At 68.4% G+C, this 20,815-nt stretch carries 18 protein-coding genes; 12 read left to right on the top strand and 6 right to left on the bottom strand.

All coding sequences use genetic code 11. The features are described from left to right. Nucleotides 1–82: 82 nt before the first annotated feature. A complete protein-coding gene (locus ACFVUS_RS40040; RefSeq protein WP_387779926.1) occupies nt 83–1,192 on the bottom strand; it encodes a polyprenyl synthetase family protein in 1,110 nt (369 codons plus the stop codon). A gap of 513 nt (nt 1,193–1,705) precedes the next feature. Here ACFVUS_RS40040 and ACFVUS_RS40035 point away from each other — a divergent pair. Both ACFVUS_RS40035 and ACFVUS_RS40030 read left to right on the top strand, forming a co-directional pair. Beyond that, entirely contained in the window at nt 1,706–2,704 is a 999-nt protein-coding gene (locus ACFVUS_RS40035; RefSeq protein ID WP_387779415.1) for a methylenetetrahydrofolate reductase, read from the top strand. Nucleotides 2,705–2,793: 89 nt separating this feature from the next. After that, nucleotides 2,794–3,702 (top strand): hypothetical protein, encoded by a 909-nt coding sequence (locus tag ACFVUS_RS40030; protein ID WP_387779412.1) that lies wholly within the window; start codon nt 2,794–2,796, stop codon nt 3,700–3,702. A gap of 101 nt (nt 3,703–3,803) precedes the next feature. Here the strand turns inward: ACFVUS_RS40030 and ACFVUS_RS40025 are convergent, their stop codons facing one another. From ACFVUS_RS40025 to ACFVUS_RS40005, 5 genes are all read right to left on the bottom strand, one after another. Further along, nucleotides 3,804–4,985, bottom strand: a complete 1,182-nt coding sequence (locus ACFVUS_RS40025; protein ID WP_387779923.1) for a glycosyltransferase — start codon at nt 4,983–4,985, stop codon at nt 3,804–3,806. Between the two features lie 53 nt (nt 4,986–5,038). After that, nucleotides 5,039–5,728, bottom strand: coding sequence for an LppM family (lipo)protein (locus tag ACFVUS_RS40020; RefSeq protein WP_375968246.1), 690 nt, complete (start codon nt 5,726–5,728; stop codon nt 5,039–5,041). 87 nt (nt 5,729–5,815) lie between these two features. After that, on the bottom strand, nt 5,816–6,667 hold the full coding sequence (locus ACFVUS_RS40015; protein ID WP_387779409.1) for a carotenoid biosynthesis protein: 852 nt from the start codon (nt 6,665–6,667) through the stop codon (nt 5,816–5,818). Between the two features lie 152 nt (nt 6,668–6,819). Further along, complete coding sequence (locus ACFVUS_RS40010) at nt 6,820–8,388, bottom strand: phytoene desaturase family protein (protein WP_387779406.1); 1,569 nt, start codon at nt 8,386–8,388, stop codon at nt 6,820–6,822. Then, nucleotides 8,385–8,996, bottom strand: a complete 612-nt coding sequence (locus tag ACFVUS_RS40005) for a GNAT family N-acetyltransferase (RefSeq protein ID WP_375968089.1) — start codon at nt 8,994–8,996, stop codon at nt 8,385–8,387. Before ACFVUS_RS40005 ends, ACFVUS_RS40010 begins: the two co-directional genes overlap by 4 nt. A 217-nt stretch (nt 8,997–9,213) precedes the next feature. On the opposite strand from ACFVUS_RS40005, the gene ACFVUS_RS40000 reads away from it, so the two are divergent. The 10 genes from ACFVUS_RS40000 (at nt 9,214) to murD (ending at nt 20,799) form a co-directional block, all read left to right on the top strand. Beyond that, entirely contained in the window at nt 9,214–9,654 is a 441-nt protein-coding gene (locus tag ACFVUS_RS40000; RefSeq protein WP_387779403.1) for an SAV_6107 family HEPN domain-containing protein, read from the top strand. 125 nt (nt 9,655–9,779) lie between these two features. After that, nucleotides 9,780–10,205, top strand: coding sequence for a DUF3040 domain-containing protein (locus ACFVUS_RS39995; protein WP_387779400.1), 426 nt, complete (start codon nt 9,780–9,782; stop codon nt 10,203–10,205). Between the two features lie 438 nt (nt 10,206–10,643). Beyond that, nucleotides 10,644–11,075: a division/cell wall cluster transcriptional repressor MraZ gene (gene mraZ / locus ACFVUS_RS39990; RefSeq protein ID WP_364643704.1), complete on the top strand. Its 432-nt coding sequence runs from the start codon at nt 10,644–10,646 to the stop codon at nt 11,073–11,075. A 162-nt stretch (nt 11,076–11,237) separates the two neighbouring features. After that, nucleotides 11,238–12,239 (top strand): 16S rRNA (cytosine(1402)-N(4))-methyltransferase RsmH, encoded by a 1,002-nt coding sequence (gene rsmH / locus ACFVUS_RS39985; protein ID WP_387779398.1) that lies wholly within the window; start codon nt 11,238–11,240, stop codon nt 12,237–12,239. Nucleotides 12,240–12,354: 115 nt separating this feature from the next. Continuing rightward, on the top strand, nt 12,355–13,023 hold the full coding sequence (locus ACFVUS_RS39980) for a hypothetical protein (protein ID WP_387779396.1): 669 nt from the start codon (nt 12,355–12,357) through the stop codon (nt 13,021–13,023). Beyond that, nucleotides 13,020–14,954: a peptidoglycan D,D-transpeptidase FtsI family protein gene (locus ACFVUS_RS39975; RefSeq protein WP_387779394.1), complete on the top strand. Its 1,935-nt coding sequence runs from the start codon at nt 13,020–13,022 to the stop codon at nt 14,952–14,954. The genes ACFVUS_RS39980 and ACFVUS_RS39975 overlap by 4 nt, the downstream gene beginning before the upstream one ends. 152 nt (nt 14,955–15,106) lie before the next feature. After that, a complete protein-coding gene (locus ACFVUS_RS39970; RefSeq protein WP_387779392.1) occupies nt 15,107–16,741 on the top strand; it encodes a UDP-N-acetylmuramoyl-L-alanyl-D-glutamate--2,6-diaminopimelate ligase in 1,635 nt (544 codons plus the stop codon). Next, the gene (murF, locus tag ACFVUS_RS39965; RefSeq protein WP_387779389.1) at nt 16,738–18,234 is read left to right on the top strand and encodes a UDP-N-acetylmuramoyl-tripeptide--D-alanyl-D-alanine ligase; all 1,497 of its coding nucleotides are present in this window, start codon (nt 16,738–16,740) and stop codon (nt 18,232–18,234) included. Before ACFVUS_RS39970 ends, murF begins: the two co-directional genes overlap by 4 nt. After that, nucleotides 18,231–19,307: a phospho-N-acetylmuramoyl-pentapeptide-transferase gene (gene mraY, locus ACFVUS_RS39960; RefSeq protein WP_364643688.1), complete on the top strand. Its 1,077-nt coding sequence runs from the start codon at nt 18,231–18,233 to the stop codon at nt 19,305–19,307. The genes murF and mraY overlap by 4 nt, the downstream gene beginning before the upstream one ends. A 49-nt stretch (nt 19,308–19,356) precedes the next feature. Next, complete coding sequence (gene murD / locus ACFVUS_RS39955) at nt 19,357–20,799, top strand: UDP-N-acetylmuramoyl-L-alanine--D-glutamate ligase (protein ID WP_364643684.1); 1,443 nt, start codon at nt 19,357–19,359, stop codon at nt 20,797–20,799. Nucleotides 20,800–20,815 lie beyond the last annotated feature (16 nt).

The following is a 20,815-nucleotide window of genomic DNA, read 5'->3' as shown; positions in this document are numbered from 1 at the left end:
CTCGTCATTCCGGCACGCTTTTGGCCGGAATCCACCTCTGCTAGTGGAGATCCCGGCCAAAAGCACGCCGGGATGACGGGTGTCAGTAAGCCCGTGCCGTGGCGGCCAGCGCCATGGACCGCAACTGCCGTTTGGCATCCGCCGTCGCGGTGCTCGCGTCCAAAGCCGTCAGCGCCCGGTCGGTGAGATCGGTGATGCGCGCCTCGACCGCGTCCACCGCGCCGAGATCGGTGAGTATGCCGCGCAATTCGGCGACCTGCTCGGGGGTGACATCGGTGCCGAGGCTGCGGCGCAGCAGCGCGGCCGAGGCGGGTGCGGTGACATCGGCGCGGCTCAATGCCTCCGCGATGAGCACGGTGCGCTTGCCCTCGCGCAGATCGTCGCCGGACGGCTTACCGGTCACGGCCGGATCGCCGAAGACACCGAGCAGATCGTCCCGCAGCTGGAAGGCGATACCGATATCGGTGCCGAATTCCCGGTAGGCGGCGATCAATTCGTCATCCGCGCCCGCCAGCGCCGCGCCCAGGTGCAGCGGTCGCTCGATGGTGTACGCGGCGGTCTTGAACCGGTTGATCAGCAGTGCGGCCTCGACGGATTCATCCCCGCCCGCCTCGCCGTGAATATCCAGGATCTGTCCGCTGAGCACCTCGGTGCGCATGGCCGACCACACCGGCGCGAATCGATGCTCGGCGTCCGCGTCCAGTCCGGCGCTGCGGGTCATGTCATCGGCCCAGGCCAGCGCCAGATCGCCGATGAGCACCGCGATGCTCGCGCCGTAGTGCGCGGAATCGCCCGCCCACGCGCCGCTCAGATGCCGGGTCTCGTAATCCACATGCACCGTGGGGAATCCGCGCCGGGTACGCGAGGAATCGATGATGTCATCGTGGATGAGCGCCGCGGCCTGCACCAATTCCAGTGCGGCACAGGCGGTCAGCACCGCATCGGCCTGCGGGTCGGCGGCATCGCGCCCGGCGCCCAGCCATCCGGTCCACGCGAACGCGGGCCGGGTGCGCTTGCCGCCCCGCAGTACGAAATCCTCCAGCGCCCGCGCGGCGTCGGCCACGACCGGTCCCAGCGGTGCGATGGTCTCCTGCCGCGTGACGAAGAAATGCGCGAGTCGTTCCTCCACGGCGGCGACGAGCGATCCCGCGCCGACCGGCTGACGTGTCGGGGTACCGGGTCCGGCGGACAGAGGATCCTCCTGTGGTGGGGCCGCACCCTCGGCGCGACGCGTACACGTCCCCGCCCGGCATCCGGCGACGATTCCGGAGTCGCGCGCGAGCGCTCGAACTCACCTGAGAAGTCGCCGAACCGCCGACGCCGCGAGACCGCAGTGGCCCGCGCGGGGATTCGCCCCGACTCTACCGAGCCACCCGCCACCCCGACCCAACCGGTCAGGTGCTCCGAACCACCCGCGCCGCGACCGGTCGGCGGCTCCCGCGATTCGACTTGAGTGCCGTGACGATTCGCGGTATCCGAGTGGGTGCGGGTCCGCGGGGAGTGCGGTCACGGAGTCACTTGCGGGGTGTGGTCGGCCGGGCGGCGAATGCCGCCGAGGTGAAATGTGGTGTGGGTCGCTTCGGTGCGGGGGCGGGGGCTTTGGGCTGGTCGTATTGTCCGCTTCGGTGCGGGAAATAGGTGTTCTCGCAGCGTGTGAGGCCGGGTCTCGGCGGGCCATCGGGTCGAATGCCCTTAAACTGGGGCCGTGAGTTTCGACAATGTACGGGGATATTCGACCCCTGGCCGAGTTTCCCGCACACCGCAAGGGTCCGGAACTCGCTCGGTGATCCAGCAGCTCGGGCCGCGCCCGGACGGGTCGGTGCCGTTCTCTGTCGAGTTCAATCCGCCGCGCGACGCGGCCGGTGAGGCGCGCCTGTGGCGGGCGGCGCGGGAGTTCGAGCGCCTGCATCCGGCGTTCGTGTCCATGACCTACGGTGCGGGCGGGTCGACCCGCGATCGCACCATTCGGGTCACCGGTCAGCTGGCGCGCGAGACCACGCTGCTGACGGTCGCGCATCTGACCGCCGTGGATCACAGTGTCGGCGAACTACGTTCGATCGTCGGGGCGTACGCGGATTCGGGTATCCGGAATCTGCTGGTGCTGCGCGGCGATCCGCCGGGTGATCCGCTGGGGGAGTGGGTCAAACACCCCGAGGGCGTGGAGTACGCCGAGGAACTGGTGCGCATGGTGCGCGATCTCGGCGACTTCCACGTGGGCGTCGCCTCGTTCCCGCAGGGGCATCCGCGTTCCACCGACCTGGATCAGGACACCGGGCATCTGATCGCGAAACTTCGTGCGGGCGCGGAATATTCGATCACCCAGATGTTCTTCGATCCGGAGCACTACTTCCGGCTGCGCGACCGCGTCGCGAAACTCGATCCGGCCGAAGGGGATAAGCCGATCATCCCCGAGCTCATGCCGATCACCTCGTTGCGCACGGTGGAGCGCGCGGTCGAGCTCTCCGGCCGCGAACTTCCCGCCGGGGTTCTCGAGCGCCTCCGCAAAGCCGCGGGCGACGGGCCGGAGGAGAACCGTGCGGCCGTGCGCGCCGCCGGTATCGAGATCGCCACCGAAATGGCGCAGCGCCTCATCGACGAGGGCGCGCCCTGCCTGCATTTCATCACCCTGAACTTCGCCAAGGCCACCAGCGAAGTCCTGGCGAACCTCGGTTATACCGTCACCTCCGCGCCCGTGCACGCCTGACTCTCGCCCGGCATGCCGGGCGAAATGTCGGATATGCACCGATCAGCCGAGTAGCGTCCACCCTCGACCGCGAAGTTGAGGAGCCCGCTATGCCCGTGTCACGCAATCTCGTCCGCATAGCAGGCGCCCTGACCGCCTGCGCCGTCCTGGCCGCCGCCGGACCGGCAACCGCCGAGCCAACCAACCCCGGCTCATCCCCATCGGCCACCGACGGCGGTACGGCGACGGCGAACGGCGGCGCGAATCCGATGCGTGGCGGCGCGGCTCAACCGAACGGACCGGGCGATGTGACGGCCGGGACCGCCGGTGACAGCGGCGAGGGTCTCGGTGCCGCGCTCGCCCGAGGCGCGGCGGCCGCCATGGCACACGGTCTGAGTCCGCGCGATACCGCCGCCGCGGTGAGCGCCATCGCGCGCGCCACCCAGACCGCCGCCCCATCGGACTGGTTCGCCGCGTACGGCGAAACCCTGGACGGTCTACAGCAATTGGGCGTGCAACCGTTCCTCTACCCGACCGCCGCCCCCTTCTGCCTGAACGGCACGACGCTCGGTATGGCCCCCGCCGTCGCGGGCACCATCCCCGGCCCCTGGCCCAAATACGCCGTTTCGGTTCCCGGCCTTGACCTTTCGGCCGTGAAGGCCGGCCAGGCCATGTTCGCGTTCGTCCCCTACGGTATGAGCCCCGATGGCGCGGACACCTCGGGCATGCAGGTCGTCTGGCTCAATCTCACCACGGGCAAAAGCGGTTTCGCGCCCATGGGCTCGCTCTCGCACGTTCTCAACGGCATGCTCCCGCCCCAAATCCCCGGCGAACTGCGCCCCATGGTCGAACAGGCCGTCCACGACTTCTTCCTCAGCGCCCTCCCGGTCGGCGGCGTCCGCGCCGTCCCCGTCGACACCGGCTCCGGCACCGTCCTGGCCACCATGTTCGGCGTGGTCAACAACGCGGGCCGCTCCTGCTTCTTCCTCCCCACCATCGGCATCACCCCGGTCCCGTAGGACCACCTCGTCTCGCTGCCTCGCGTGGGCCGTAACCGGTTGTTGCCCGGGACTATTCGGCCCGGGCCGATCGCAACCGCTACCGTCGGAATTCCGGTGCCTCACCGATTGTCGCCGAGCAGTCGGCCCTTCCACGCCAACGTCCCGTGCCGCCGCGCCCGGTGCGACCGAATCGACAGGGCCAGATAGGCTGCCACCGAAATCGGATGCGCCACCGCCGAAACGACGTCCGCGCCGGTGATGCCCGGACCTGATCGGTGCATTCGTGCCCGCTCGTGGCCCTGTCCACGCTCCAGCGATTTTTGACCGAAGTGTCCGCCACGTTCCGCTGATCGGGCCGCCAGTCTTCCGAGCACGGCGGCCGCATAGCCCAGCAATCCGACTCGGCGCACGCTCCCGTGTCCCACCGCAGCGGCCAGCGGTGGCAGCCAGTAGGCGAGTGCGGCGTAGCCGCCGACGGCGGCGCTGCCTGCGATTCCGCCGTAGGCCGTCCACAGCCAGCGGCGGTAGCCCTCGTCGAGTTCCCTTGCGCTCCGGTACATCCGGGTGGCGGCAATGCCGCCGCCCGCTACCAGGGCGGTGCGGTGGCCATTGCGGCGAAGTTCGCGTGCGATGGCGAGGTCTTCGGTGATTCGGTCGGCTACCGAGGCGTGGCCGCCGATCGCGCGGTATGCGGCTGCGTCGAAGACCAGAAATTGGCCGCACGCCACCGCCATCGAGGGGAACAGCGTCGCATTACCCAGTGCGACAGGGAGTGTCGATGCCCAGGACCAGGCCAGCAGGGGCTGTACCAGTCGTTCGGCCACTGTCTCGGCCTGCTGTGCGGGCCATGGGCAGACCGAACCCGCTCCGGTGCGGCGCAATTCGTGGACAGCCGCCGCGAGCGCACCGGGGGTCAGTCGCACATCGGCGTCGAGGAAGATCAGGACTTCGGCCACCCGGTCGAGTTCGTTCGCGTGGGCGGCCAGTCGCGCACACGCCGCGTTCTTGCCGGTCCAACCGGCTGCGGGTGGAATATCGTTGCGCAGCAGGGTGAATCGATCGTCCCCGCCGATGGCGTCGAGCGCTACACGGTAGGTGTCGTCGCTGGAATCGTCGTCCAGGATGAGCACCCGCAACAGCGGAATCCCCTGCTGTGCACGCAAATCGGCGATGAGTGCGGGCAGGCGGTCGGCCTCATCGCGGGCGGGGACGCACACCGTGACCGGTTCGGTCACCTCGACATCCCCATCCCGCAACTGCCGCAGCGTGATTCGGTTCACCAGTGCGGTGCCCGCGCTCATGACGGCGAGTACCGTTCCGGCCCGCACCGCGAATTCCCAGGTGCGGTGGGCGTTCACACCCGCGTATCGCGCTTGGTGCGCAGCCAGCGCGCGGCGCGCACGTACTTCGGCGGATCGGGATTCCGGGTCATGTACGCCAGCACCGCGACCACCGCGGCCACCGCGAGGGTGATGCCGCCGACGATGCCGGCCCAACCGGCGAACGAGCGCGTATTCGGGTCGGAATAGCCGACTTCGGCGCGCAGCGTGGACACATCGCCCGCGGGCAGCTTCCACGTCACCACCGAATCACCCTCGCGGGTGCCGTTGGTGGTGGCCACGCGCGCCGGGAACGCCACGGTGAACTGCACATCCGAACCGTGCGGCGGCAGGCTCTTCAAATCCACGCGCCCGGTCAGGGTGACCAGATCGCCGACGCGGTTGAACTGCAACGTGAACATGCCCTGCGTCTGATCGGACAGCGAGCCCAGCTGCTGCACCTCACCGAAGGTCAGATCGTCGAAGTACACCTGGCTGCCGACGTACCCGTCCTGCGAGTAGCTGTCGACACGCACCTTGCTGGACAGCGCGTCGGGCGCTTTCAGCTGCGGCCCTTTGTCCTTGTCGTTCTGCGGGACCGCGGCGGCCACGATGCGCCCGGATACCCGGTCATTGGAGGACACGCCCATCGACACCTGTACACGCAGGCATCCGGTGAGCATGACCGCGAGCGCCGCGAACAGCATGACGGCCGATATCCGCATCCATCGGCGCGTTCGCCGAGTCTCCGGTTCCGGCGTCGCGGATTCGAGCGGGTCGTCTGCTGTGGAGGTGATCGGACTCGGCACGGCTCACATCGTGCCATGGCCCAGGGGCCGCAGTGTGATTCGACGGGCCATCAGCCCCCGAACCAGCGGAATCCCCAGCACCCCGAGCCCCGCGAACCCGTATATCGCCGACACCGGCAATCCCAGGAACACCGCGTGCGCCAGCGCCGACCCCAGCCAGGTCCACAGGAAAACCGCCACCGGCACCACCCGCGCGGCACCGCTGTCGATCGCGGTCCGATCCCACAACTCCAGCAGCCCGGCCATCACCGCCGCCACCGCCAGCCACCCCAGATAATTCGTCAACGGAATCTGCCCCAACCCCGGCAACCCCACCGCCCCGGCCTTCCACTCCCACTGCCCATCCGCCACCATCTGCGGATCCAGAAACAGATCCCACCCCACCGCACCGAGCATCGTCAGCCAAACCCGCGGCACCGCCAGCCGAACTCGTGGCATCGTGCGCGAAACCCACTCGCCCACAGCCGAACTCAGCAACCCCGCCACAATCCACACCGGATAGATCCCCCCGGTCCACGCCAGCGGCACCACCAGCGGCACCCCCGCGACCTCCGGCCCCAATCGCCCCACCGCGTACTCGTACGCCCCGAACGGCACCCCCGTAGCCGTCCCCACCACCTCCGCCACCAGCCCGATCCCCGACACGATCACCAAAAATCCGACAGCCCACCGCACCCCGCGCGTCAACCCCGCATGCACCAGCGCCGTCACCGCCGACAACCCGACCACCGCAACGGTCACCCGATCCCGAGCCACCCCGTCCGTCAGCGGATAAGCGATCTGCACCAGCACCAGCAACACCGCGGGCACAGCCGCCACCACAACCGTGCGACTCACCCCACCCCGCACGAGCATTCGTCCGTATCGCGCCCCGGAGCGCACCGCCCCCCGAAGTCCACGCACCCGGTTCACCGAGTTCCGCTGTAGTGGTGCGGGATCGCTCGTTGAGATCGACCTTCGGCCGTCGAGCCGGGCCGGTTCGGTCCTGGTCGGGGATAGGTCGCCGCTCATCGGCGGGGCAGACGCAGCCGGGCGGGCCGCAGGTCGCGCCGAACCACGCGGGCGACGCTGCGGCCGCTCGCGCCGGACACTCCGCCGCCGGGGTGGGTGGACGCGCCGGTGAGGTACAGGCCCGGCGCGCCAGGGACTTTGTGGTGTGAGAGCTCGGGGAGCGGTCGCCACATGAACATCTGGTCGAGGGACATTTCGACGTGCATGACATTGCCGCCGAGCAGGCCCATTTCGCGTTCCAGGTCGGCGGGGGTCTGGACGAAGCGGTCGCGGACGGTGGCGGCGAAACCCGGTGCGTGCGCGTCTACTTCGGCGATGATGCGGTCGCCTTCGCGGTCGGCGTGCTCGCTCCAGGAGGTGCCGTCGGCCAGTTCGTAGGGGTGCCATTGCGCCCACAGCGAAAGTTGATGTTCGCCCGCGGGGGCGATGCTCGGGTCGAGGGCGCTGAAACTCATGGCGAGAACGACCGGTCGCGGTGGGAGATCACCGGCGAGCGCGGCACCGTGGGCGCGACGCAGGTGGCGGCGGTCGGTCACCAGAAGTTGCAGGCCGTGGGCGGATTCGCCGGTTTTCGCGCCGGGGTACTCGGGAAGTGCGGTGGTGGCGGCGCGCACCACCATGCCGATGCCCGGGCCCACCCGGATCCGGCGTCGCCAGTCGACGAGGGTGTCCGCGTCGAAACCGCCCTGCTCCAACAGCTTCAGCGTGGTGAGAATGTGCGATCCCGCGATCACGGTGTCCGCGTACAGGTTTCGCCCGCTCGCGGTCTCGACCCGCCAGCCTTTCCCGGACCGTGCCAGCGACACCGCGGCATCCCCGGGACTGATCACCCCGCCATCGGCCCGCAATCGCGCCGCGAGCGCGGTCGTCAAGGCCCCACTACCGCCGACCGCCCGTCCGGGCGGCAGCGTATGCATGAGCGCCGCGAACCCGACCATGGGCGCGGAGCCGGGCTCGGACATGGGCGGCCCGGATTGCGCACCCCACCATGCCAGCGCCGCTTTGAGCCGCTCATCGTCGAAATAACTGTCCAGCAGCGCGTCTCCGCTCTGTAGGAACTCCCGCGACAGCGCGCTCCCGCCGCCTTTCGCGTCCAGCCCCCAGAACGACTTCAATAATCGTCCCGGAGTGGGCGCACCGGAAAAACTCCGCATGACCCGCGCGGTCCGCGGTCCCCACACCCGGACGAATTCTCGATACGCGGCGGCATCGCGCGCCCCGCACGCGGCGGCGATGGACGCGCAGGTCGCCTCCACATCGCGGTGGAACACGATCGGCGGCACGTCCACCCCGGGCGGCGCGGGCGCGAAAGCCCAAGGATCACAGTCGATATACCGCAGCCCGAATTTCGCGAGCTCCAGCTCCTCGATGATCCCGGTATGGCGGATCATGATGTGCGCCGACGACCCGCGATCCACCTGATGCCCCGCAAACCGCTCCACGGTCGAGACCGCCCCGCCGATCACGGTATCCCGCTCGAGCACCTCCACTCGATGCCCGTCCCGAGCCAGATAACAGGCCGCGACCAGTGCGTTGTGCCCCGACCCGATGATCAGCACACTCACAGCGGCAACCGCCGCCCGAGCACCGCGAACTTGCGCGTATCGCCCGAGAAGATGAAATGTCTGACAACGTCTCCGAATCCCTGTCGGCGATAGAGCTTCCAAGCCCGATTGGCCTCGGCGTCCACCTCGGGGGTGGACAGCAGCACCATGCGCTCGGGCCGGTTCTGCAGCAGCCGAGTGAGCAATATCTCCCCGATGCCGCGCCCCTGCGCGGCCGGATGCACATGCAGTTCGGTCAATTCGAAGTAATTCGAAAGCAGTTCGCGCGCAGCGTGTTCCGGCCAGCCGGTGCGCCGCATCCCGCTGTACACCTGCTGATGCCACCACTGGTGCGCCGCACCGTGATACCCGTAGGCGATGGCCACGATCGGCGCGGTGCGCAGGTCCAGGCGCCCGTCGTCATCGGGTAGCACCGCCGCCACGGCCTGCCAGCCGGGCCGGGTGGTGTGCTCGGTCCACATGGGCGCGCGCTGATGTTCGGTGCCGCGCGGGTAGTCCATCGCCGCGACGTATACCGAGAGGGCGTCATGCAGCCGGACGCGCATGGTCGCCGCCGACAGATCGACGACGACGGGTGCGGGTGTGGTGTTGGGGGTGACGGCGGTCATCGGGCAGGCGCAGCTCTCGTTGGCGCGGACGGATGGTCCGACGATAGCGCCGTTCTCGCCTGGCGTTGCCGCGTGGTCGAGCGCCGGAACTTGTCGGTGGGTGTCTTTAGAGTCAGACTCAATTGAAACCTTCGAATACCTGTTCGATCTTTCTGGAGGCTCTTCTCGCCCTGAGGGGGTCCCGTGGAATCGGGGTATGCGAGTGGGGAGGTACCCGATGTCCGGTAGAAACCAACGTCCGGCCCATCCCGGCCGCGCCGGTGAACTGCTCCGGCGCGCCGACGGCCTGTTGATGCAGGCCGCGGGGGAGTCCGATCCGGCCGAGCGCTTCCGAACGGCCTATCTGGCGGCATTGCGCGGGGCGGGCGCGGTGCTGGCGCTGACGGGCGCGGATCGCGCGCCCCGGGCGCGTTCGCGCAATGCCTGGGTCATGATGCAGGCCGCCGCACCGGAATTCGTCATGTGGGCGGATTACTTCAGCGCGCAGTCCGAAACCAGGGCCGCTCTGGAGGCCGGTCTGCCCCGTCCGGTCGATGATCGGCGCGCCGACGAGTTCTCTTCGCGGGTAGGCGCATTCCTGCATGACGTGGAAGATCTGCTGGCCCAGGCATCACGATTGGGTCCCGGAACGGGCTGGGTTGCCGGAATGCTGGCATGACTATCGGCGAGTAGGTGGTAGGTACCTGATCGAACTCGTATTATTGGTGGCAGACAGCCGCCAACGCCGGCTATCTGTCGCTTACCCGGAGGCGACCGCCACCACCTAGTGCCGGGGGAGGTACCGTGCCACTCTCCGAGCACGAGCAGCGCATGCTCGAACAAATCGAGAGCGCGCTCTACGCTGAGGACCCCAAGTTCGCCTCGACGGTTCGGGGCGGACGCTTACGATCCGCCACCGGCCGGCGCAGACTTCAGTCGGCGGCTTTGTTCGTCCTTGGTCTGTTCCTGCTCGTGGCAGGCATCGCCGCGCCCATCAAGCTGGGCGACTTCCCGATCATCAGTTTGATCGGATTCATCGTCATGTTCGGCGCGGGAGTGCTGTTGCTGACCGGTGGCCCTGGGATGAAGTCCCAGGGTGGCCGCGGCAGCGATGGTCATCCCGCCTCGGGTAGCGGTCCTGGCGGCGGCCAGGGCCGGGCGAAGAAGTCGGGCGGGTTCTCATCTCGTATGGAGGACCGGTTCCGCCGCCGGTTCGAGCAGGACAACTGATCGGTCCGCTCCCTCTTATAGGGGGCGGCTGTTCGGCTAACTGAAACAAGAGCGACACGCCGTGGCGCCACACCGATTTGAGGTGTGGCGCCACGGCGTTTCTTGTGGAAGTCGAGCGGCGTGTCGATGCCCTCCCGGCCTTCCCCACCTCCCCCCACGGGGTTCCCCCACGCTCACCCACATCCGCCGGAAATGCGCGCTATCTGCGGGTTTGCTGACTGTTGTCGGGTCCTGCCCGCCGCGTGCCGCGCGTGTCGGGGGAACTGCGGGGAAAGTTCCCCACCCGTGTGATAGCTGGTGTGACCTGCGAAGTTCGCCAAGCGGGGACTGAGATCACCGCCGCTTTCGATTGAAAGTGGGGGAAAGTGGGGTAATGTGGAGCGCGCACTACAGGAGGCCGAACAGTCGAGAGGGTGATCCGGTAGGAGGTGCTGGGACTTGTTCCTCGGTACCTATACCCCTCGACTGGACGACAAAGGGCGACTCACGTTGCCTGCGAAGTTTCGGGACGATTTGGCGGGAGGGTTGATGGTCACGAAGGGTCAAGACCACAGCCTTGCCGTGTATCCGAAGGAAGAGTTCACCGCGCTCGCGCGGCGAGCCGCCGCCGCGTCCCGAAGCAATCCGCAGGCTCGCGCGTTCGTCCGTAACCTGGCTGCCTCCTCGGATGAACAGCGTCCGGACGCCCAGGGACGCATCATGTTGTCGGCTGAGCATCGTCGCTACGCGAACCTCTCGAAGGATTGCGTGGTGATCGGCTCGGTCGACTTCCTCGAAATTTGGGACAAGACGGCGTGGGAGAGCTACCTCGCCGAGCATGAGGAGGATTACTCGCAGGCCAGAGACGAGTCGCTGGGCGGAATTTTCTAGCCCACAGCGAGGCGAGTGCCCTGCGGCCTCTGCCCGACGTGGACCCTGACGTACTTCCCCAACGCCAGGTGCCGCGCTTCGGTCAGAGACCCTGGGGCATTGGCCATCGATTCAGTGCTTAGTCCGAATCGCAAGCGACCCGTCAGCGGCCGTGCGACGAATGTGAGGTCCGGGAGGTCGAAGGTGCACCCAGGCAATGACGGCCCCCGCCATGTCCCGGTTCTCCTCGATCGTGCCGACGAAATCCTCGGTCCCGCTTTGGGTCTCGATGGCGCCGTCTATGTGGACTGCACGCTGGGCCTCGGTGGTCATGCCGAACACTTCCTGCGTACCTACCCCAATATCCGCCTGGTCGGGCTCGACAGAGATACCGAGGCGCTGAAACTGGCGGGGGAGCGACTAAGCCCGTTCCAGGACCGAATCACGCTGGTGCACACCAGGTATGACGGTATCGCCGACGCCCTCGAAGAGGCCGGGCTGCCGCGTACCGGTTCGGTGCGCGCGATTCTGATGGATCTCGGCGTGTCCTCCATGCAGTTGGACGAGGCCGATCGCGGTTTCGCCTATTCGATCGACGCTCCGCTGGATATGCGGATGGACTCCAGCACCGGGCCGACCGCGGCCGATGTGCTCAATACCTACGGTCACGGTGATCTGGCCCGGGTGCTGAAGGTCTACGGTGAGGAACGCTTCGCGGGCAAGATCGCCTCGGAAGTGTTGCGCCGCAGGCAGAAAACCCCGTTCACCACCAGCGCGCAGCTGGTGGAGGTGCTGTACGCCACCATTCCGGCCGCGGCCCGCCGCACCGGTGGTCATCCGGCCAAGCGGACCTTCCAGGCGCTGCGCGTCGAGGTGAATCGCGAGCTGGAATCCCTCGAAGCCGCGGTGCCCGCCGCGCTGGACGCGCTCGCGCCCGGCGGCCGGATCGTGTTCATGAGCTACCAGTCCCTCGAGGATCGGGTGGTCAAGGCGGAGCTTGCCAAGCGCACGGCCTCGCGCACCCCCATCGATCTGCCGGTCGAATTGCCCGGTATGGGACCGGAATTCAAGCTGCTGACCCGGGGCGCGGAAAAAGCCACCGAGCAGGAGATCGAAGACAATCCGCGGGCCGCCCCGGTGCGCATGCGGGCGGCGGAACGGATCGCAGGGGAGGTTGCGCAATGAGCGGGCAAGTGCGGAATCGGCGAGCGGACACGGCCGGGGAGTGGCGGGCAACGCCCGTCCGGGAATACCGGACTCGGAGGTGGCACGCGCGCCCGTCGTGGAACGGGGCCGCCCTATGACGATCAAGACGCAGAGCACCGTGCGGGGGGCGCGCCGGGCACAGGCCGCCGAACCCGTGAAATCCGGTGCGGCACAACGCGCCTATGCCCGTCGTAAGAGTCGCGAGCGCGCCGAACTGCCCCCGGTGCTGCGGCGCATGGGCGGTGCGGACGCCCCGCGCGGCCGCATGTCGTTCGTGGCCACCATCATCGCGCTGCTGGGCTGCGGGCTGGCGCTGACGCTGCTGCTCACCACCCGCGCCACCGAGGACAGCTATCACCTGGGCGATGCCCGGCGCGGCAACGAGCAACTCTCCGATGAGAAGGCGGCATTGCAGCGTGAGGTGGAGGCCGCCGATTCGGCGCCCGAATTGGCCCAGCGCGCAGCCGAACTCGGCATGATCCCGGCCAAGGATCCGGCCCGCCTGGTGGTGGGCCCGGACGGTCAGGTCATCGTGATCGGCGATCCCAAGCCCGCGCAGGGCGGTCCGGTGCCGCCGTTGAACACCACGCCCTCGGCGCCGCCCCCGACCGCGCCGCGCGCGGTGCAACAGACCCAGGGTGAGCGTCCGGTGCCGGTGACCACGACACCGCCGACCACCGCGCCCAATCCGGCTACCGCGCCGCAGAATCCGGCGCCGCAGTCCCCGGCGCTGCAGGCCGCGCCGAATGGAACGCCTCGATGAGTTCTTCCCGCGCGGTGCGCGGTGGCCGTGATTCCGGCCGGGGACGGGCGGCCGCCGCACGCAGCCGATCCGGCTCCGGCCGTGCGGGTTCCGGGCCGGGGCGCAGCGCCAGACCGCGCACCGCCGCGGGTATGGACGGCTCGACGCGGTTCCGGTTCGGGGTGGGCCGGGTGCTCATGCTGCTGGCCCTGCTGGTGACCGCGGGCCAATTGCTCTGGATCCAAAGCTTTTCCGCGCCCATGCTGTCGGCGCAGGCGGCCAGTCAGCGCACCGTGAAGCTGCCGGATCCGGCCAAGCGCGGTCCGATCACCGATCGCTACGGCAATTCGCTGGCCTTCACCATCGCGGCCAAGGCGCTGACCTTCCAGCCTGTGAAGGTGCGCAAGGATCTGGCCGAGGCGCATGACAAGGATCCGAAGAAGCCCGAACCGGATGATCGCCTGCAGGCCATCGCGAAATACATTCACGAGAAGCTGGGTAATGCCGCGCCGGAGAAGGACCTGCTGACCAAACTGCGCAGTGACGATCCGTTCGCCTATCTGGTGCGCAATGTGGATCCGCGCATCGCCGCCGATATCAACCTGAAGTTCCCGGAGGTCGGCAGCGAGCGCCAGGATATGCGCGAATATCCCGGTGGTTCGCTGGCCGCCAATATGATCGGCGCGACCGGCTGGGACGGGCACGGGCAGATCGGCCTGGAATCGGCGATGGACGCGATCCTCGCCGGTTCGGACGGTTCCATGACCTATGACCGCGGTTCGGACGGCGCGGTGATCCCGGGCAGTTGGCGCGATCAGGTGCCCGCGGTGAACGGTTACGGCGTCGAGCTCACCCTGGATCAGGATCTGCAGTACTACGTGCAGCAGCAGGTGCAGCAGGCCAAGGATATGTCCGGTGCGCAGGCGGCTTCGGCGGTGGTGCTGGACGCGCACACCGGTCAGGTGCTGGCGATGGCCAATGACAACACCTTCAATCCCGCGATGGGCCCGCAGTTCTGGTCGCAATCGGATCTGGGCAATCCGTCGGTGGCGGAGGTGTACGAGCCCGGTTCGGTGAACAAGATCGTCACCGCGGCCGCGGCCATCGAATACGGTCTCACCGATCCCGATGAGGTGCACGAGGTTCCGGGCGCGATCAGCCTGGGCGGTGTCACCGTGCACGATGCCTGGGAGCACGGGGTCGCCCCGTACACCACGACCGGCATCTTCGGTAAGTCCTCCAATGTGGGCACCCTCATGCTGGCGCAGCGCGTCGGCGAGGACCGCTATTTCGACATGCTCAAGAAGTTCGGCCTGGGGCAGCGCACCGGTGTCGGCCTGCCCGGTGAGAGTGCGGGCGTACTGCCGCCGCGCGATCAGTGGTCCGGTTCGACCTTCGCGAATCTTCCCATCGGCCAGGGTCTTTCGATGACCACGCTGCAGATGACGGCCATGTACCAGGCCATCGCCAATGACGGGGTGCGGATTCCGCCGCGCATCGTCAAGGCCAAGATCGCTCCGGACGGGCACCGCACCGAGGAGGAGCAGCCGGACGGGATCAAGGTGGTGAGCCCGCAGACCGCGCAGACGCTGCGGCAGATGTTCCAGGCCGTGGTGCAGAAGGATCCGCGCGGTATCCAGTCGGGCACCGGCAGTCCGGCGGCCATCGAGGGCTATCAGGTGGCGGGCAAGACCGGTACCGCACAGCAGATCGATCAGAAGTGCCGGTGCTATTCGACCGATCGCTACTGGATCACCTTCGCCGGTATGGCCCCCGCCGACAATCCGCGCTATGTGATCGGCATGATGCTCGACGCACCCGTGCGCAGCTCCGACGGCAGTGGCGGCGGATCGGCCGCACCGCTGTTCCACGCCATCGCCTCCTGGGCACTGCAGCGCGATCGGGTGCCGCCGTCACCACCGGCCAAACAGCTGATTTTGCAGGCGAGTTAGAGCGGGTTTGCGATGGACGTGACGTACACCGCGCCCGGCTCGCGCCGGGGCGGGTGACCGAACTCCGGCGTGCCGATCGCACGGTGACCGAACACAGGTAACCTGACACGTCGATCCGAGTCCGAGTACCGGATTCGCACCTATGACCTTCGATGAACACCGTCCCGGAGAGGAGCTTCGTGCCCGCGCAAGACAGTCCGCAGGTACTTCGGCCCGCCGCACCGCCGGTGACCGCCCTGCGCACGGTCGCCGAGCTCACGAACGCCCGTCCGGCCGGTGCGGCCGGAATTCCGGCGGATGTGCAGATCACCGGTATCGAGCAGCGGTCGAACGCGGTCCGGCCGGGTGATCTGTTCACCGGTCTGGCCGGTGCGCACTCGCACGGCGCGCGTTTCGCGCACGATGCGGTGGAGCGTGGCGCGGTCGCGATCTTCACCGATCCGGCGGGCGCGGAATTGATCGGCGAGATCGGCGTGCCGGTGCTGGTGCACGATGCCCCGCGCTCGGTGCTCGGCGAATTGTCCTCGGCCCTTTACGGTGATCCGTCTCGCACGCTGCGCATCATCGGCATCACCGGAACCTCGGGCAAGACCACGACTTCGTATCTGGTGGAGGCCGGACTGGCGGCCGCCGGATTCCGCACCGCGCTGATCGGCACCATCGAAACCCGCATCGGCGGCCAGCGGGTGCCCTCGGCGTTGACCACCCCCGAGGCTCCGCAATTGCACGCCATGTTCGCCGTCATGGTGGAACAGGGTGTGCAGGCGGTCGTCATGGAGGTATCGAGTCACGCGCTGGCGCTGGGCCGGGTGGACGGCGTGGCCTTCGCGGTCGGCGCGTTCACCAATCTCTCGCAGGATCATCTGGATTTCCACGCTGATTTCGAGGACTACTTCGCCGCCAAGCGCCGTCTGTTCGTCGCCGGTGATTCGGCCGTCGTGCCCGCCGCGACGGCGGTGCTGTGCGTCGATGACGAGTGGGGCGTCCGGCTGGCCGGTGACGTGACCGTGGCCGCGCTCGCGGATGGCCGTCCGGAACCGGTGACCGTGACGACAACCCCTGGCGTACAAGCGGATTGGGTGGCCGGTGCGGCCGTACCCGGTGCGGCGAGCCAGCGGTTCGAGGCGTCCGGTCCGGGCGTGAAACTCGATGTGAGCCTGCGGCTTCCGGGTGCGTACAACATCGCCAACGGTCTGCTCGCGCTGGCCGTGTGCGCGGCCGCGGGAGCCGAAGTCGCCACCGCCGCTTCGGCTTTGGGCGAGGTCGACGTGCCCGGCCGGATGCAGCGGGTGGAGCGCGGACAGGATTTCCTGGCCGTGGTCGACTACGCGCACAAACCGGCCGCCATCGAATCGGTGGTGGCGACCCTGCGCGCACTGTTGGCGGAACAGGGAAACGGACGCTTGGCCGTGGTGGTCGGCGCGGGCGGTGATCGCGATGCCGGTAAACGCCCCCTGATGGGCGCGGCCGGAGCGCGCGGCGCCGATCTGCTCATCATCACCGATGACAATCCACGCAGTGAGGAGCCCGCGGCCATCCGCGCCGCGGTCCGTGCCGGAGCCGATGCGGTTGCGCCGGACGAACGCGGAGAGGTCCGGGAGGTCGGGGACCGGGCACAGGCCATTGCCGCCGCCGTCGACTGGGCGCAACCCGGCGATGTGCTGCTGATCGCGGGCAAGGGACATGAAACAGGGCAGGAGATTTCGGGAGTGAAGTATCCGTTCGACGACCGCGAGGTGCTCGCGGCGGCCTTGTCGCGAAGGACGAGGGACCTGACACATTCATGATCGAGATGACTTTGCGGGAGATCGCGGACATTGTCGGCGGCACGCTGCACGACGTCCCCGACCCCGATGCGACGGTCACCGGAGCGGTCGAATTCGATTCGCGCCGAATCACTCCCGGTGACCTGTTCCTGGCGCTGCCGGGTGAGAAGGCCGACGGCCACGACTTCGCCGCCCGCGCGGTGGCCTCCGGAGCGGTCGCGGTGCTGGCCGCGCGCCCGGTCGGCGTCCCCGCCATCGTGGTGACGCCGCAACCGCATGCCAGCCGCGCCATCGCGCTGGCGTACGACACCGACGGTTCCGGCGCGGCCGTGCTCGGCGCGCTGGGCAAGCTGGCCCGCGCGAGCGTCGATCGGCTCGCGGCGGCGGGCACGCTCACCGTGGTCGGCGTGACCGGTTCGGCGGGTAAGACCTCGACCAAGGATCTGCTGGCGGCCGTGCTGGCCCCGCTCGGCGCGGTCGTGGCCCCGCCCGGTTCGTTCAACAATGAGCTCGGCCACCCCTGGACCGCGCTGCGCGCCGATGCGAGCACCCGCTACCTGGTGCTGGAGCTCTCCGCGCGCGGACCCGGACATATCAAGGCGCTCACCGAGATCGCGCCGCCCGCGGTCGGCGCGGTGCTCAATGTCGGCACCGCGCACCTGGGCGAATTCGGCAGTCAGGAAGTCATCGCGCAGACCAAAGGTGAACTGGTCGAAGCCCTTCCGGCCGACGGCCTCGCCGTGCTGAACCTCGACGATCACCTCGTCGCCAAGATGGCCGCACGCACACAGGCCCGCGTGGTGACCGTGGGTATGGCCGCGAACGCCGATGTGCGCGCCACCGATGTGCAGATGGACGAGCAGGCGCGGGCGCGATTCACGCTGCACCACAACGGCGAATCCATCGAGATCCGGCTCGCCGTGCACGGTGAGCATCAGGTCGGCAATGCGCTGACCGCCGCCGCGGTGGCCCTGAACCAGGGCGCGTCGCTGGAGACGGTGGCGCAGGCGCTCTCCGGTGCCGGCGCGGCCTCGGCCCGCCGCATGGATGTGCGCACCCGCACCGACGGCGTGACCGTGATCAACGACTCCTACAACGCCAACCCGGATTCGGTGCGCGCCGCGCTCAAGGCGCTGGTCACCATGTCCCGCGCGGCCGGTGCGGACGGGCAGGGCCGGGAGATCGGCCGCCGCCGCAGCTGGGCCGTGCTCGGCGAAATGGGTGAACTGGGCGACGATTCGGTGATCGAACACGATCGCATCGGCCGGCTCGTCGTGCGCTTGGACGTGGACCGGCTCATAGTGGTCGGGACCGGGCGGCCCTCGCACGGTATGCATCAGGGGGCGGTGATGGAGGGTTCCTGGGGTGAAGAGTCGATACTGGTGCCCGACCTGCAAGCCGCGATCGAGATTCTCGACGCCGAACTGGAACCGGGTGATGTGGTGCTGGTGAAGGCGTCGAAGTCGGTGGGGCTCTGGACCGTTGCCGAGCACCTGCTGGAGGCCGCGCGATGACTCAGATTCTCTTGTCGGCGGCCATCGCGCTCGCCGTCTCGATTCTGCTCACCCCCGCGGTGATCAGCTGGTTCGCCAAACAGGGCTTCGGCCAGGAGATTCGGGTCGACGGCCCGGAAAGTCACAAGGCCAAGCGCGGCACCCCCACCATGGGCGGCGTGGCGATCCTGGCCGGTATGTGGGCGGGTTACCTTGGCTCACACCTGATTTCGATGAGCTACGGCGAGCCCGGCCCGTCCGCGTCCGGTCTGCTGGTGATGGGTCTGGCCACCGCGCTGGGCGCGGTCGGCTTCCTGGACGACATGATCAAGCTGCGCAAGCAGCGCAATCTCGGGCTCACCGCGGCGGGCAAGTACATCGGGCAGTTGGCCTCGGCGGTCATCTTCGGTGTGCTGGCACTGCAATTCAAGGGCGCGAACGGGTTGACCCCGGCCAGCAGGCATCTGTCGTACACCCGCGATATCGCCACGGTGTCGATGAGCGTGGTGGTCTTCCTGCTGTTTGTCAGCCTGGTCGTGGTGGCGTGGTCCAACGCGGTCAACCTGACCGACGGCCTGGACGGTCTCGCGGCCGGTTCCATCTCGCTGGTGCTGGGCGCGTACATGATCATCACCTTCTGGCAGTGGCGCAATGCCTGCACCACGCATCCCGAGGCGGGCTGCTACAACGTGCGCGATCCGCTGGACCTGGCGCTGGTGTGCGCCGCGGGCGGTGCGGCGTGTATCGGCTTCCTGTGGTGGAATGCCGCGCCCGCCAAGATCTTCATGGGTGATACCGGTTCGCTGGCGCTGGGCGGTCTGCTCGCGGGCCTATCGGTGACCACCCGCACCGAACTATTGATGATCGTGATCGGCGCGCTCTTCGTCGCCGAGGCCGCCTCGGTGATTCTCCAGGTGGCGGTATTCCGCACCACGCGGAACCGATTGTTCAAGATGGCGCCGTTCCACCACCACTTCGAATTATCAGGGTGGGCGGAAACCACGGTGATCATCCGGTTCTGGTTGCTGGCCGGCATGGCGTCGGCGATCGGTCTGGGCCTGTTCTACAGCGATTACCTCTCCGCGGTCGGGTGAACATCTGATGGTCGAACATTCTCCGAGGGTCCTGCGTTCGCCAGGCCCCATGCTCGAATTCCTGCGCGGTCGTGACGTGCTCGTCGCCGGTTGGGGGGTGTCCGGGCGCTCCCTGGTGGAGCCGCTACAGGACATCGGCGCCCGCCCGGTGGTGACCGACGGCGGCGGTAAGGCCCTGGCCGAGGCCGCCGAACTCGGCTTGCAGACCGCGACCACCGCGGATCTGCTGGAACCCGATGCGCTGCAACGGTTCGCGCTGGTCATCACCAGCCCGGGCTGGCGGCCGGATTCCCCGATACTGGTCTCGGCTGTCACCGAGGGCATTCCGGTATGGGGTGATGTCGAGTTCGCCTGGTGGGTCGATCAGGCGCGCATCTACGGTCCGGTGCGCAAGTGGCTGGTCATCACCGGCACCAACGGCAAGACCACCACCACGCAGATGACGCACTCGATTCTGCGGGCCGCCGGGATCCCCAGCGTGGCCTGCGGCAATATCGGACTGCCGATTCTGGACGCGCTGCGCCGCAATCCGGGGCCGCAGGTGCTGGCCGTGGAACTGTCCTCGTTCCAATTGCATTGGGCCCCTTCGGTGCGACCCGAAGCCGGTGTGGTGCTGAACGTGGCCGAGGATCACCTGGACTGGCACGGCGGCCTGGACGCCTATGCCGCCGCCAAGGCGCGCGCACTTACCGGACGCGTCGGCGTGGTCGGCCTGGACGATCAGGTCGCGGCCGCGCTGGCGCGAAAGTCCAAGGCGCGCCGCACCGTCGGCTTCCGCATCGGCGTACCCGCCGACGGTGAACTCGGCGTGGTGGACGGCAAACTGCTGGACCGCGCCTTCACCAAGGCCGCGATCCTGGCCGAGACGAGCGATATCAGCCCGCAGGGTCCGGCCGGTGTCGCCGACGCGCTCGCCGCGGCCGCGCTCACCCGATCCATCGATGTGGCACCGCAATTCGTGAAAGAGGGATTGCAGGAGCACAAGGTCGGCCCGCATCGCGCCGCCCATGTGCGGGAGCTGTGCGGCGTCGATTTCGTGGACGATTCCAAGGCCACCAACCCGCACGCCGCGCGGTCCTCGATCCTGGCGCACCAGTCGGTGATCTGGGTGGCCGGTGGCCAGCTCAAGGGCGCGAGTGTGGAGGATCTGGTCGAGGAGGTGCGCGAGCACCTGGTGGCGGCCGTGCTCTTCGGCGTCGACGCCCCGGTGATCGCCGCCGCACTGGCGCGACACGCGCCCGATGTCCCCGTCGTGGAGCTGAATTCGGGGGACGATGCAGGGATGGGTGACCCCTTCACCGAAATCGAACCCGAAGCGGTGATGGCCCGCGCGGTGCGCGTGGCCGCGGGCTACGCCACCCGAGGCGACACCGTGCTGCTGGCCCCGGCCGCGGCATCCCTGGACATGTTCGCCGACTACACCCATCGGGGGCGAAGTTTCGCCACCGCGGTGCAGGCCCTGGACGAGAAGGACATCGGGAGATCGGAATGACGGGGCCGCGCCGCGC

The organism is Nocardia sp. NPDC058058 (genome assembly GCF_042885355.1).
Classification (GTDB): Bacteria; Actinomycetota; Actinomycetes; order Mycobacteriales; family Mycobacteriaceae; genus Nocardia.
Note: the sequence above shows the minus strand (reverse complement) of the source record. Positions and strands in the feature narration are given on the sequence as shown.

Coding starts and splice junctions, on each gene's coding strand:
- ACFVUS_RS40030 (WP_387779412.1), top strand. CDS start 2,794: ATGCCCGTGTCACGCAATCTCGTCCGCATAGCAGGCGCCCTGACCGCC.
- ACFVUS_RS40025 (WP_387779923.1), bottom strand. CDS start 4,985: ATGAGCGCGGGCACCGCACTGGTGAACCGAATCACGCTGCGGCAGTTG.
- ACFVUS_RS40020 (WP_375968246.1), bottom strand. CDS start 5,728: ATGCGGATATCGGCCGTCATGCTGTTCGCGGCGCTCGCGGTCATGCTC.
- ACFVUS_RS40015 (WP_387779409.1), bottom strand. CDS start 6,667: ATGCTCGTGCGGGGTGGGGTGAGTCGCACGGTTGTGGTGGCGGCTGTG.
- ACFVUS_RS40005 (WP_375968089.1), bottom strand. CDS start 8,996: ATGACCGCCGTCACCCCCAACACCACACCCGCACCCGTCGTCGTCGAT.
- ACFVUS_RS40000 (WP_387779403.1), top strand. CDS start 9,214: ATGTCCGGTAGAAACCAACGTCCGGCCCATCCCGGCCGCGCCGGTGAA.
- ACFVUS_RS39980 (WP_387779396.1), top strand. CDS start 12,355: ATGACGATCAAGACGCAGAGCACCGTGCGGGGGGCGCGCCGGGCACAG.
- ACFVUS_RS39975 (WP_387779394.1), top strand. CDS start 13,020: ATGAGTTCTTCCCGCGCGGTGCGCGGTGGCCGTGATTCCGGCCGGGGA.
- ACFVUS_RS39970 (WP_387779392.1), top strand. CDS start 15,107: ATGAACACCGTCCCGGAGAGGAGCTTCGTGCCCGCGCAAGACAGTCCG.
- murF (WP_387779389.1), top strand. CDS start 16,738: ATGATCGAGATGACTTTGCGGGAGATCGCGGACATTGTCGGCGGCACG.
- mraY (WP_364643688.1), top strand. CDS start 18,231: ATGACTCAGATTCTCTTGTCGGCGGCCATCGCGCTCGCCGTCTCGATT.
- murD (WP_364643684.1), top strand. CDS start 19,357: ATGCTCGAATTCCTGCGCGGTCGTGACGTGCTCGTCGCCGGTTGGGGG.